This window comes from Candidimonas sp. SYP-B2681 (assembly GCF_003971065.1).
In the GTDB taxonomy this organism is placed as follows: domain Bacteria; phylum Pseudomonadota; class Gammaproteobacteria; order Burkholderiales; family Burkholderiaceae_B; genus Pollutimonas.
Map to the genome: position 1 here is coordinate 58,358 of NZ_RYDV01000009.1, position 12,055 is coordinate 70,412.

Annotated in this window: 12 protein-coding genes and 1 pseudogene; 4 read left to right on the plus strand and 9 right to left on the minus strand. The window is 55.0% G+C overall.

What is annotated here, in order from left to right:
* Window positions 1-18: 18 nt before the first annotated feature.
* The gene (locus tag EKL30_RS17015; RefSeq protein WP_126708442.1) at window positions 19-663 is read left to right on the plus strand and encodes a hypothetical protein; all 645 of its coding nucleotides are present in this window, start codon (window positions 19-21) and stop codon (window positions 661-663) included.
* Between the two features lie 236 nt (window positions 664-899).
* The gene (locus tag EKL30_RS17020; protein ID WP_126708443.1) at window positions 900-1,286 is read left to right on the plus strand and encodes a hypothetical protein; all 387 of its coding nucleotides are present in this window, start codon (window positions 900-902) and stop codon (window positions 1,284-1,286) included.
* A 132-nt stretch (window positions 1,287-1,418) separates the two neighbouring features.
* On the opposite strand, the gene EKL30_RS19505 is transcribed toward EKL30_RS17020, so the two are convergent.
* The 6 genes and pseudogenes from EKL30_RS19505 to EKL30_RS17050 all read right to left on the minus strand — a co-directional run.
* Complete coding sequence (locus EKL30_RS19505; RefSeq protein WP_126708444.1) at window positions 1,419-1,643, minus strand: helix-turn-helix domain-containing protein; 225 nt, start codon at window positions 1,641-1,643, stop codon at window positions 1,419-1,421.
* A 78-nt stretch (window positions 1,644-1,721) separates the two neighbouring features.
* A complete protein-coding gene (locus EKL30_RS17030) occupies window positions 1,722-1,919 on the minus strand; it encodes a DUF4224 domain-containing protein (RefSeq protein ID WP_126708445.1) in 198 nt (65 codons plus the stop codon).
* A 12-nt stretch (window positions 1,920-1,931) separates the two neighbouring features.
* On the minus strand, window positions 1,932-2,234 hold the full coding sequence (locus tag EKL30_RS19510) for a DUF4224 domain-containing protein (protein WP_126708446.1): 303 nt from the start codon (window positions 2,232-2,234) through the stop codon (window positions 1,932-1,934).
* A 91-nt stretch (window positions 2,235-2,325) separates the two neighbouring features.
* Entirely contained in the window at window positions 2,326-2,517 is a 192-nt protein-coding gene (locus EKL30_RS17040) for an AlpA family transcriptional regulator (protein ID WP_126708447.1), read from the minus strand.
* Window positions 2,518-2,629: 112 nt separating this feature from the next.
* Entirely contained in the window at window positions 2,630-2,905 is a 276-nt protein-coding gene (locus EKL30_RS19515) for a DUF4224 domain-containing protein (RefSeq protein WP_126708448.1), read from the minus strand.
* A gap of 825 nt (window positions 2,906-3,730) precedes the next feature.
* Window positions 3,731-3,856: pseudogene (locus tag EKL30_RS17050) on the minus strand (transposase); the annotation flags it as partial.
* Window positions 3,857-4,185: 329 nt separating this feature from the next.
* Between EKL30_RS17050 and EKL30_RS17055 the strand changes: the two are divergent.
* Entirely contained in the window at window positions 4,186-6,594 is a 2,409-nt protein-coding gene (locus EKL30_RS17055) for a S8 family serine peptidase (RefSeq protein WP_126708449.1), read from the plus strand.
* 156 nt (window positions 6,595-6,750) lie between these two features.
* Here the strand turns inward: EKL30_RS17055 and EKL30_RS17060 are convergent, their stop codons facing one another.
* From EKL30_RS17060 to EKL30_RS17070, 3 genes are all read right to left on the minus strand, one after another.
* The gene (locus EKL30_RS17060) at window positions 6,751-7,731 is read right to left on the minus strand and encodes a tripartite tricarboxylate transporter substrate binding protein (RefSeq protein WP_126708450.1); all 981 of its coding nucleotides are present in this window, start codon (window positions 7,729-7,731) and stop codon (window positions 6,751-6,753) included.
* Between the two features lie 263 nt (window positions 7,732-7,994).
* The gene (kdgD, locus tag EKL30_RS17065; protein WP_199748600.1) at window positions 7,995-8,912 is read right to left on the minus strand and encodes a 5-dehydro-4-deoxyglucarate dehydratase; all 918 of its coding nucleotides are present in this window, start codon (window positions 8,910-8,912) and stop codon (window positions 7,995-7,997) included.
* 187 nt (window positions 8,913-9,099) lie between these two features.
* The gene (locus tag EKL30_RS17070) at window positions 9,100-9,879 is read right to left on the minus strand and encodes a FadR/GntR family transcriptional regulator (protein ID WP_233583226.1); all 780 of its coding nucleotides are present in this window, start codon (window positions 9,877-9,879) and stop codon (window positions 9,100-9,102) included.
* A 206-nt stretch (window positions 9,880-10,085) separates the two neighbouring features.
* Here EKL30_RS17070 and EKL30_RS17075 point away from each other — a divergent pair, with 206 nt between their 5' ends.
* Window positions 10,086-11,930 (plus strand): phosphoenolpyruvate carboxykinase (GTP), encoded by a 1,845-nt coding sequence (locus tag EKL30_RS17075; RefSeq protein ID WP_126708451.1) that lies wholly within the window; start codon window positions 10,086-10,088, stop codon window positions 11,928-11,930.
* Window positions 11,931-12,055: the final 125 nt, after the last annotated feature.

The following is a 12,055-nucleotide window of genomic DNA, read 5'->3' on the forward strand; positions in this document are numbered from 1 at the left end:
AAGATACGGGGATGAGTGATGGAGAAAAACGACGCCTGGGGTACAGGCTGGATGATCGCTGCGCTTCTCTTGCTCGCGGTCATCATCGTCCTTACTGCTTTTTTTCCAGAAAACAGTAAGTTTTCATGGGGAACGCTTTGGCAGGCAGCAGCCGCTATAGCTACAGCTGGAGCTATCATCGCAACGCTGAGGATTTCTGCGCAAGAGGTTCGGTGGCGTGAGGCGGAGCGAAAAAAAGAGCAGGAAATCGCCCGGCTCTATGTAATGATTATTAATGGAGAAATGACGGCCGTGAGCAGTGCGCTAAAAGGCGCCGAGAACTCCGTCCCGGGCATCAGAGCGGGACGCCCAGAAACGTTGGCTTCTCTCAATGATGCTGTGTCCAAAGTGATCCAGGTCGCTATGAGCTGGAGCTTGGGAGAAATATCCAAAGCATCACAAGCGTCGGCTGCTGACCTAGCGCGCTGCGTGAGGACTTTAAAGGGAATCCAAAATACGATCTCCATAGTTGGGGCGAATTTCAAGGATGGGAACCCTATCGCAGTGTATAAGCAAGACGTGAGAGCTAGTCAATATTGGTTTGATCGCGCTTATGTCCGCTTGACAGAAATTGCCTATGAGCGACCAATGGACGAGATCACTTCCGCGAAAAAGCCGATTTAAGTCACGGCACGCAAAGAATAGCTATTGGCGAGTAATCTGGGCAGCAGCCCTGCTTCGGCGGGGCTATTTTTTGAGTGAGGCCTGTCAAATGAGTGCGTCCGCTTAGGCTTTTCTGATTCGCGGGTCATGGAGTCGGCGGCTATTGATCCTAATGAACGTGGTGTAGGCTGTTTTGCCGAGTGAATGCAAAACGCCTGGTTAGTTAACTTGATTACGAATCGTAATAGGAGTTGGGAATGTTGAGAAAACTCATAATCAAGATAACCGCAGCCTTATTGGTGATGCCATTCCCTAGCGTGGCGACCTCTCAAGTAATGTACTCGGAAGACACCGCCCGGACGGTAGCGACCCTCCAGCTTCTTACGATGGTGCAGTCAGCAAGAAATTGCTTCCAGATGGTGCAAATGACCTCGGTCGCGCAGGAGGAGAAAGCAAAAGGTATCCCAGTGGACGTTCTTATTAAGAGGGTTCGCAGCGACTTGTCGGCCGAAACTATCGACGCAATCAAACTTGGGTATCAAATCGATTCATTGAGCGGCGCGGAGGTCGAATTGAAATATCGAGACTGCCTAGATAGGGGAATGCAAACTGTAATGAGAAGTTCGTACCCACCTAAAAATTAGATGGACTTCCATGGCCGCTTAGCGCGGCTATTTTTTTGGGATGTCGGTGCGCTTCGACCCGCGCTTCGGTGCGTTGACGCCAGGTGTCATTTTTGGATTGACCCCAAGCTTGCGGAAGTAGCCTAATAAATCTCAGGCCTTGCGTTTCAATGGCACCGCGGAGTATGAGGGCGCACGAAGGTAGATTGTCGTTTTGGTATATCTACACTTCTCGAGATATTCCTTTATGTCTCCGTCTGAGAACAGAACTCTGCGGCCTATCTGATAGCATGGGATCGGGCCGGATGGCGCGGCGAGGCCGTAAACCGTTCGCCGCGACACCCCTAGATGCTTTACCACCTCTAGAACGGACATCATACGACCTCCGAAAAAGGTTCATTCTACGGAAAGTGTCCAGCCGGCAGATGCGAGGCATGGGTGTCCATTACCCGCAGGCTACCTAACCTTCGAGAGGTCCGGCTCCAAAAAGCGGCCTATCGGCCGGCCCTCAACCCAGGCAACCACATGGGCACTTATTACAATAGTGCGGTGTCCGATTGCCTTGTATGGGATGCCGTGCACATCGAGCATGCGCCGTTGCAGATCTGGACGACGATAGCCTGTCAATTCTTCCAGGTCAGCGGGTGTCAACATGAGGCCCAAATCCTACTCCTTTTGAAGGCTCTTACCATTAATAGTATGCGCTGGGCGTTTCTTATTGGCCCAGCGTTCGCGGATGGCTTCGAGATTTGGGCCGATGCGTGCACTGTCATCGGGAGCGAAGCGTTGCGCACCAAGCACCCGTTCAAACTCCGATCTGGCCACAAGGGCACGGCCATTTGGCTTGCGATTTACTAGAAGTCCAAGCGAGCGCAGGAATCGAATCTGTGCGATGGGCTGCTGAAGCGGGTCGCATATGATTCTGATTTCTTCATCCGAAAGGATGGGGGAAGTTATGGGCGATATCATTGCTGCACCTCTAATTTCGAGTTCACTGCCGTGGCGCCCAACGAGCGTTGAAGGGCGTCGGTGTCGATCCACTTGTAGCGATCTTCTACGCTCATGGGTCTGGCGCGCTTGACCGCTCCATCATGGCCTTGATGGATGCGGCCGTTATCCCGCTAGATGTAGTGCTGCCGATTTTAATTAGACGTAATTCTCCGCGCTTCACCAGCCGGTATATGGTCGTACGAGATACCCCAAGGGTTTCCATCGCTTCGTGTATGCGGTACACCAGTTTTTCAGGTTTCATCGTTTGTTACCTCCCCGCATAAAGCAAGGGATGCGATCGCGTTGCGCGCTCAATTCCGATTGAAGCAGATATCTAAATGTAGCTAAACTCCTTAGCTCAGCATCGCACAACCTTAGCGAGGCGGGGTGCGACGGGCCCGCTGCAGGCTCTCCGGTTCCAATACCTTTGGTTGCCATGATGGCTTAGTTGCTGGCGTAGCCTTGTAGGGCAACAGTGATTCGCGGACGACTACCGGCTTACCTCGAGCATTTATGTAGAATGCGATGCCTTGCTTGCGTAGGTGTTCGCATTGCAACTCTTCGCGACGCCTGCCGTCGCGACCGGTTGATATGCCGGTCAGAATGCATATTTCCTCATCGGTTAAAAAGAACTCGGCCATGTTTGGCATCCTCCTCTAGATCTAGCGACACTCATTGAGCCGCTGAACCGTCGTCGCGCGCCGGATTCGCGAATCGCGTTTATGGCAATTTTATACGCCTTAATGCTTCGAACTCTTCCCGCTAATCATGTCGCGAATGATCTGCTCACTCCCGATACGATCGGACTCAGGCAACTGGAAAAATTGTTCTGGCGTAGTTACCTTCAAGGGTCATTCGACCTCTTCATTTTCGTAGATCGCTGAAATTGGGCTCATGGTCGATGTGCGTGGTCGGTTTTGCTGCGGGCTTAGTAATGAAATGGAAGGGCCGTCCTAATCAGCTGCATTTTACGAGATAGTCAGTACTAGTATTGCCCGGCACGCAGAACGAGAGAATCTGCTTTTCAAAATGGTCTGGGAGGGGATGCGGAGCTTTAAATGAGGCGATAGTCATACCGCCCCAAGCCCCGTCGCTAAGCTTGACTTCATATTCACAAAGAAGGAGGATCGCCCGCAGGCAATTAAAATTCCCCTGGCACGAGCCATTGCCACATCCTGGCCGAACGTGGATGATTCGGTAATCATGCATTTATCTTTCACTCTAATTGCCAGCTTCTATGCCGGGTCATGCACGCCGCTTAGCGAGCTTATCGGCATCAATAATAAGCGAGGGGTGGGGCTGATTGGGGTTGCCTTGGCTGACGATCAAAAACCAAGAATGACACGATTGCGCCACGGTAAGTCACGTAACCCGCATAGAATAAGGCTACAGAGGGAGTTCGAATCCCCCTCTGTCCGCCAAGAAATTCAATAAAATTAATAGGCTCTTCCACTTTAACGAGGGATGGGCACTCATCAAAAACGGTTAATCACACCGTTCCAGCCGCACAGGGCCAAGGCCCTCATGCGGTAATTGTCAAAGTATCTAACGCCATACGCCCGTCGCGAGATCATTTCCATCTTCGCGTGGAAGCCTTCTGTGGTGCCGTTGGATTCGAGAACCGCCTCATCCCGACAATTGGCTCAAATACCGGCGCAGGCTGGGCTGGGAGCGCCCCAACACGATATTGAACGCTTTGTGATTCTTCACGTCCACCAGCGTCATGGCGTAGCCCTGCTTACGGCTAAAAAGCGCTCGTCGATGCCTAGCATTTTTGGAGGGCGGGGGCTGCGCGAAAGCTCTGTCACTCTGCGCTTTCTACCGCGAGTGACTGGTGGAGTCTGATTCTGATCTATGTTTGTTCTGGTAAATTACGATATATCTAGTTACCATTCTCGCGTTTCCAGGCCATACCTCACATAAATCAGCAATGAAAAAAACCAGTGTTTATATTCCCTCGGACCCGCTGTTCCCGATACAGTGGCATCTGCTCAATCTAGGCAATACCCCGGGCAGCGTGGCCGGCTACGACATCAACGTGATACCGGTCTGGCGTGATTACACTGGTCGGGAGGTACTGGTCGGCGTGCTGGACGACGGCATGGACAATACCCACCCCGATCTTCTGGCGAACTACCGCTCGGATCTAGCCTGGGATGTTTCGCTGAACGAGCCTGGCGCCACGGTGCGTAATCCTAGCGACGCGCACGGGGTGGCCGTATCGGGCCTGATCGCCGCGACGACGGGAAACGGCATCGGGGGAGTAGGGGTTGCCTGGGGTTCCGAATTCACGATGTACCGCATGGATCTGCATGCCACCGACGCTCATAAAGTTCTTTCTGAATTCCAGCAGGCGGCTGAAAAGAAGGTGGCCGACGGTATCGACATTTCCTCGAACAGCTGGGGGCCGGGGCCCCTATTGGATCAGGAAACTCTGTCTAAGTACCATGCCGTAGGCCGCCACATGGCCGAAGCTGGGCGGGACGGGCTGGGCATCGTGGCGCTGTTCGCCGGAGGAAACGACCGTACGACGGGAATGAACACCAACTACGACCCGACCGACAACTCGCCTTGGGGCATCATCGTCGCGGCCAGTCATCAGAATGGCGGCATCGCCTCCTATTCTACCGAGGGCGCGTCCATCCTTATCAGCGCACCCGGATCGGGGCTCGGCAACGAGCTGGATCCCTACAATTCCATGGTGACCACGGATCGCCAGAGCACCGACGGATACAACCGGGCGCCTGGCGAAGCTGGCAACTACACACATGGCTTTAACGGTACCTCGGCCGCCACCCCGGTGGCCGCCGGCGTCGTGGCCCTCATGCTGGAAGCCAACGCAGGCCTGGGTTACCGCGATGTGCAGGAGATCCTTGCCTACTCCGCCAAGCGCGCGACCTTCTTGAACCGCGAATACGACCATGCCTTCAATGGCGCGCGCGACTGGAACGGCGGCGCGCTACTGGCCAGTCACGATTTCGGCTATGGCCACATCGACGCCCTCGCGGCTGTAAGACTAGCGGAAAGCTGGATGAAGCTGGGCACGGTCTCGAATCTGGTGCTGGAACAGGGGCGGGTCGCGCAGCACTCCCTCACGGTGGGCGCGGGCCAGCAGGCCACGGCGACCGCCAGCTTCGCGCCGGACTACCGCGTAGAGCAAATGACGGTGACGGTCGACATCGAGGCGGACTCCCTGGACGGCATCGTCATCAAACTAATCTCGCCCAATGGCATGGTTAGCCAGCTGATGAAGACCCCGTTCAATTCAGATGATGATGATCATGGTGATGATGGTGATGATGATGATGACAACACCACGCTGCACTACACCTTCAATACCGTACTGAACTGGGGGTCGGATCTGGGTGGGGAATGGACGCTGGAGATCGGCAACACCGCGGACTCCGGCACTCTCCGCCTGAACGACTGGTCCATACTGGCTTACACGGCCGGCAACGTGGGGGGCGGCACCCAGATTTTCACGGATGAATTTGCCCGCTTCTCGGATACCCAATCCGAACGTGTCATGCTGGATGCGGCTAACGGCACCACCCTGAACGCGGCGGCCATCACAAGCAGCGTGCGCTTCGACCTGGCCAACGGCCTATCCTGGATAGGTGCCACGGAAATCACGCTGGGAGATACCAGCGGCTTCCGGCATCTGGTGTCGGGTGATGGCAACGACACCTTGATCGGCAACGGCGCGGCCAACATCCTCATGGCCGGGCGCGGCAACAACCACGTGGACGGCGGCGCCGGGCTGGACGTCGTGCGCTTGATCGGCGACCGGAGTAACTACGGGATCGAACGCCATGACGACGTGCTATCCGTGCGCAGCAAGACGCTGTCCGATGGCGGTGTGGACGTCCTGCACAACGTTGAGCTGCTGCATTTCACCGACCAAGTGGTGCTGGCGCGCACTCCGGTGAATCTGGGGCCCGACCTCTTCGACGAAGCCTCGTACTTAGCGCAGAACCCTGACGTCCAGGCCGCCGTCCTGACGAGCTGGCTGGCCAGCGGCTTCGACCATTACACGCAGTGGGGCGCCGCAGAAGGGCGCAATCCCAATGCCCTGTTCGATGAACAAGGATACTTGGCGACAAACGCCGACGTCGCTGCGGCGGTGAACGGCGGCGTGCTGGTCAGCGGCTACCAGCACTTCCAAGCCTGGGGCTGGACCGAAGGCCGAAACCCGTCGGCCTGGATGGACACGGCGGCCTACCTGACGGAAAACCCCGACGTGGCTGCCGCTCAGGCGAATCCTCTGCAGCATTTCTTGCTCCATGGGGTGCACGAAGGTCGGGAGATCGTGGCACTAAGCGCGGACATGTGGGCGTGAGGCGAGGAATTAACGATTAACGGGTAGACGTGCAAGACCCGCATGCTTGTCAGCATCGCGGGTCTTTATCATTGCAGAGTCGTACTACCAACTAGGCTAATAAGGGTCGCCATGAACGGCGAGTCTATGGTCTGACCCCGGACTTATAACGTTGCCTTATTCGATCTTGATGCCAGCGGCCTTCACGACTTTGGCCCAGTCGTCAACCTGAGTTTTCATCCAGGTACCGAATTCGTCCGGCGTCATCTCGATCGGCTCGGCGCCTAATGTCGTCAACTTTTCCTGCACTTCCGGTAATTGGATTATTTTGCTTATTTCGGTATGTAGCTTTTCAATCACTGGCTTTGGCGTGCCGGCTGGCGCAAGAATACCCTGCCAGCTGCCCGTCAAGAAACCGGGGATCATTTCACTTACGGTCGGAACATCGGGCAGTTGCGCCAGGCGCTTGCTGCTCGTGACAGCCAATAGCTTTATTTTGCCGCTTTTGACGTGTGGATACGTGGCGACCATGCCATTCATCGTGGCGTCGACTTGTCCGCCGACGAGGTCAGTTAACGCCTGAGCTCCACCCTTATAAGGGATGTAGTTCCATTCAATTCCGCTTTTCTGAGCGAATAATACCCCGGCCAAGTGCGTCGCGCTTCCTATGCCGGCCGCGGCTGCGAAGTTCACTTTGCCATTGTTTTTCTTGGCATAGGCGGCGAACTCTTCCTGTGTGTTGACGGGCAGCGAGTTCGTGGTCACGAGCAAGTGCGGTGAATAAGCCAGCATTGAGACGGGGGCCAGATCCTTGATAGGATCAAAGGGAAGTGCGGGATAAACACTAGGGCTGATTGTAAGGTTGCCCAGATCGAGCAACACAAGCGTATAGCCGTCAGGCTGCGATCGCACGACATAATCAGCACCAATGTTCCCGCCGGCGCCTGCGCGATTTTCGACTACAACGGTTTGGCCCAGCGCTTTGCCTAATTTGTCGCCGACCAGCCTGCCCAGCACATCCGAGGTTCCTCCAGCGGGGAAGGGAATAACGAGTTTAATGGGTTTGTTCGGAAAGTTTGCGGCGCCGGATTGAGCAAATGCCGGAACGGCAAAGGCAGCAATGCAGCAAGCAGCGATAGCGGTTTTTATAAGCTTCATGTCGTCCTTTTTTGGGCGCTCCCGGGTTCGGCAAGAGACACTCGGTGCTGACGGTCTACCTGCATAACCTGCTAGCGATCCAACTCCTTTGGTTAGTTTATTTCTACGTGACACCGGTCACGTAGTTCTTTAGTGCGTCTGATCATTCACCCATCGGGTTCAAATCAGTCGCGCCATCTTGTTTACCAGCGACCAACTGCTGCGTTACGCAGACGCCGCGCCAGCAATCAACCTATCAAGGCATGACAATACTACGCGCCTTGTCATTGGGGTCCAAGCTGTTCGACCAGGGCAGCAAGCTGTTCACATTGCGCCGGGCTTAGATCGCACAGCGGCGTGCGTACCGGACCCGCTGATCTTCCGACTATGGTCGCCCCGGCCTTGACGATGCTGACCGCATAGCCCTGCCCGCTATTACGAATGTCGAGGTACGGAAAAAAGAAGGTCTTCAGCAAATGGTCCATCGTGGCGCTGTCGTGATTGATCGACGCGTTATAAAACTCGACAGCAGTACGGGGAATAAAGTTAAAGACAGCCGACGAGTACGTGGAGACGCCCATGGCCTTGCAAGCCGAAGCGAACACTTCTGCCGTAGGAAGTCCACCGATGTAGGCCAGGCGATCGCCCAAGCGCGAGCGGATCGACATCATGAGTTCAATATCGCCAAAACCGTCCTTGAATCCCACCAAGTTGGGGCATTCGTCCGCAATCTTCGCAACGGTTTCGGCACTTAGGCGGCACAGGCCGCGGTTATACACGATGACGCCGATCGAAACGGATTTACAGATCGCCACGACGTGACGACGGAGACCTTCTTGATCGGCTTCGGTCAGGTAATGGGGAAGAATCAGGATGCCGTCAGCACCCTGGCGTTCGGCCTCTATAGCGTATTCGATGGCTATGCGAGTTCCATAGCCTGTGCCGGCAATTATCGGCATTTCGCCCCGGCAGACGTCGACTGCGGCGCCGATGATGTTGGCATACTCGTCCTTGGCCAGGGAAAAGAACTCACCGGTGCCGCCGGCGGCGAAAAGGGCGCTAGCTTCATAGGACTTTAGCCATTCGAGCCGATTCTGATACGAAGGCTGGTTGAAGTTTTGCTGGGCGTCAAAATCCGTCAATGGAAAAGACAGCAAACCCGAACCGATCACTTTTTTTAGTTCTTGGGCGTCAATTGGCATATGTTTCCTTATAAGCAGTGAGGTTGACAGAGCAGCGATCCGCGTACTACGTGTTTGCTCGTGGCGTATCGCACTAGCGATGGTGGGCCGACGCTGGACCGCGTGGGAATTCGTCTCCGCTTCTATCATAAACACTTGTCAGTTGTCAGACAAGTACGTAGTGAACTGGATTGTAGGCGATGACACGTTAGCGTTCGTCTTTTGGTCTTGTTGCTATTTCGCTTGCTGTCTGTAAACGGGCCCGGCTATTACTTAAGTGCATTCGCATTGCTGCGCGAGCAACCTCTGCATCCTGAGCAACGATAGCCTGATAGATGGCTTTGTGTTCGTGATGCACATTGTTCAGGTAAGCCGTTTGAGACTGCGGGTCAGTTTTAAACATTCCGATCTGCGCGCGCGGAATTGCCATCATGCCTAAATAAGTAAAGAGCTCCATAAAATAGCGGTTGCCGGTCGCTTGCGCAATTTCCTGGTGAAAGCGGAAATCCGCGTCGACGGCATCTTCCTGCGCCTCGATACCGCGCGCCATTAGGTCAAGAGTCACACGTAAATTGCGGAGGTGCACATCGGTGCGACGTACCGCTGCAAGGGCTGCGGCTTCAGACTCGAGGCTGATACGCAACTCGAGCAAATTGATGATTTCGTTCACGGTGCCTAGGTCTTCGGCGTCGATGCGAAAAGGCATTGCTGTAGATGGTTGGAGCACAAACACGCCAACGCCCTGCCGGGACGTTACCAATCCGGAGCTTTTAAGGCTCGAGACGGCTTCGCGCACGACCGTCCGACTGACGCCATACGACGCCACCATTTCGTGTTCACTGGGCAGTTTGTCGCCGGGCTTTAATTCGCCGCGTGCAATGCGCTCGGAGAGACTTTTGGCAACCTGTACGGATAGGCTTTGCGGTCGTTGTACTGAAACGGAAGGACGATGAAGGTTGACCATGGCTAATAAAAAAGAGGGAGACACTGCGATTATACCTGTCTGCTTGTCTGACGACATAGCAAGCCCCCGGCCTAACGCACTAGCAGACGTCTTCGAATTTAGGCTTTAGAATGCCCCATTGACAACGCTTACTCGCGCATGGATCCAGCTTTTCGATCCTAAGCCGCTGCCCATAGACTGCGCCTCTACCATTTAAGGTGCGATATGGCTCATAACGGAGATGACTTCCCATGAATGCTGTACTCAGCCACAATCTATTAGCCGACCTGAATGCTCCCAGCTGGGTGCAGCACCCGCGCCTGCTGGCCTGGGTGAAAGAAACTGCAGCGCTTACTCAGCCGGACCGCATCGAGTGGTGCGACGGCTCGCAAGAAGAATACGACAGGCTGTGTAATCTGATGGTGGAATCGGGCACCTTGCGTCGACTTAACCCGTCTAAGCGGCCCAACTCGTATCTGGCCTGGTCTGACCCCAGCGACGTGGCTCGGGTGGAAGACCGCACGTTTATCTGTTCTGAAAAGGAAGATGATGCAGGCCCGACCAATAATTGGACGGACCCTGCGGTAATGCGCGAAACCCTGAATGGGCTTTTCGCGGGCTGCATGCGCGGTCGTACTTTATACGTGATACCTTTTTCGATGGGGCCTCTTGGCTCACCGATCGCTCATATTGGTGTAGAGCTCTCTGATTCGCCTTATGTGGTGGTCAATATGCGGCTCATGACGCGTATGGGCAAGAAGGTTTACGACGTATTGGGGCGGGATGGCGAGTTTGTGCCCTGCGTGCATTCCGTGGGCAAGCCGCTAGAGGCGGGCGTCGCCGATGTTGCCTGGCCTTGCAACGACACCAAGTACATTGTGCATTTTCCTGAAAAGCGCGAAATATGGTCTTTCGGCTCGGGTTATGGGGGCAACGCCCTGCTCGGCAAGAAGTGTTTGGCCTTACGAATCGCCTCGACGATGGGCTTTGATCAAGGCTGGTTGGCCGAACACATGCTTATTCTGGGCGTCACCACACCGGAAGGCAAAAAATTGCACTTGGCGGCGGCCTTTCCTTCGGCTTGCGGGAAAACCAATTTTTCGATGATGATTCCTCCAGAATCTTTGTCGGGCTGGAAGGTCACGACCGTTGGCGATGATATCGCTTGGATCAAGCCCGGAACAGATGGTCGCCTGCATGCCATTAACCCGGAAGCCGGTTATTTCGGCGTAGCCCCCGGCACCAATGAGAAGACGAACTTCAACTGCATGGCTTCGTTACGCGAAAACGTTATTTTCACCAACGTCGCGCTCACCGACGAGGGCGATGTCTGGTGGGAAGGAATGGGCCAGGAACCTGAACACTGCATCGATTGGCAAGGTAAGGATTGGACCCCGGGCTGCGGACGCAAAGCGGCGCATCCTAATGCCCGGTTTACCGTGGCTGCAGTACAGAATCCCGTCATAGACCCCGAATGGGACAACCCACAGGGTGTGCCGATTGACGCTTTCATTTTTGGCGGCCGCCGTTCAAGCACGGTTCCGTTGGTAACGGAAGCTCGCAGTTGGCTCGAAGGGGTATATATGGCCGCCACCATGGGATCTGAAACCACGGCGGCGGCAGCCGGAGAGCAGGGTGTAGTGCGACGCGATCCGTTTGCCATGTTGCCGTTCTGTGGCTACAACATGAGCTCTTATTTCGCTCATTGGCTCGACATGGGCAGCAAACTAAGCGCTACGGGCGCAAGGTTGCCTTCTGTGTTTTGCGTCAACTGGTTCCAGACCGATACCGATGGGCAGTTTATCTGGCCGGGGTTCGGCGAAAATATGCGTGTCCTGAAATGGATGATCGAGCGCATCGCGGGCGAAGCCAAAGGCGAAGACAATTTGTTCGGCATTACGCCGCGCTACGAGGATATCACGTGGGATGGCCTGGATTTCGACGCGGAGAAATACCGCAGCATCACGGGAATCGATCAAGCCGCGTGGCGTACAGAGCTCGCATTGCACGCTGAGCTGTTCGAGAAGCTAAAGCAGCGCCTGCCATCAGAATTGTCCGCTTTACATGCGCGTCTGCAGACTCGCCTTAACGCATAGGGGTCGGCGCGTGGCATGAATCTTGCCTTCATTAGGGGAGGGTGATTGAAATCCTAATTAGCATATACCCTTATTTTCGCGAAACTTTCATCAAAACAGGGTATCTTAAAGGGGTAGCCTGGGTT

Coding starts and splice junctions, on each gene's coding strand:
- EKL30_RS17015 (WP_126708442.1), top strand. CDS start 19: ATGGAGAAAAACGACGCCTGGGGTACAGGCTGGATGATCGCTGCGCTT.
- EKL30_RS17020 (WP_126708443.1), top strand. CDS start 900: ATGTTGAGAAAACTCATAATCAAGATAACCGCAGCCTTATTGGTGATG.
- EKL30_RS19505 (WP_126708444.1), bottom strand. CDS start 1,643: ATGATGTCCGTTCTAGAGGTGGTAAAGCATCTAGGGGTGTCGCGGCGA.
- EKL30_RS17030 (WP_126708445.1), bottom strand. CDS start 1,919: ATGTTGACACCCGCTGACCTGGAAGAATTGACAGGCTATCGTCGTCCA.
- EKL30_RS19510 (WP_126708446.1), bottom strand. CDS start 2,234: ATGATATCGCCCATAACTTCCCCCATCCTTTCGGATGAAGAAATCAGA.
- EKL30_RS17040 (WP_126708447.1), bottom strand. CDS start 2,517: ATGAAACCTGAAAAACTGGTGTACCGCATACACGAAGCGATGGAAACC.
- EKL30_RS19515 (WP_126708448.1), bottom strand. CDS start 2,905: ATGCCAAACATGGCCGAGTTCTTTTTAACCGATGAGGAAATATGCATT.
- EKL30_RS17055 (WP_126708449.1), top strand. CDS start 4,186: ATGAAAAAAACCAGTGTTTATATTCCCTCGGACCCGCTGTTCCCGATA.
- EKL30_RS17060 (WP_126708450.1), bottom strand. CDS start 7,731: ATGAAGCTTATAAAAACCGCTATCGCTGCTTGCTGCATTGCTGCCTTT.
- kdgD (WP_199748600.1), bottom strand. CDS start 8,912: ATGCCAATTGACGCCCAAGAACTAAAAAAAGTGATCGGTTCGGGTTTG.
- EKL30_RS17075 (WP_126708451.1), top strand. CDS start 10,086: ATGAATGCTGTACTCAGCCACAATCTATTAGCCGACCTGAATGCTCCC.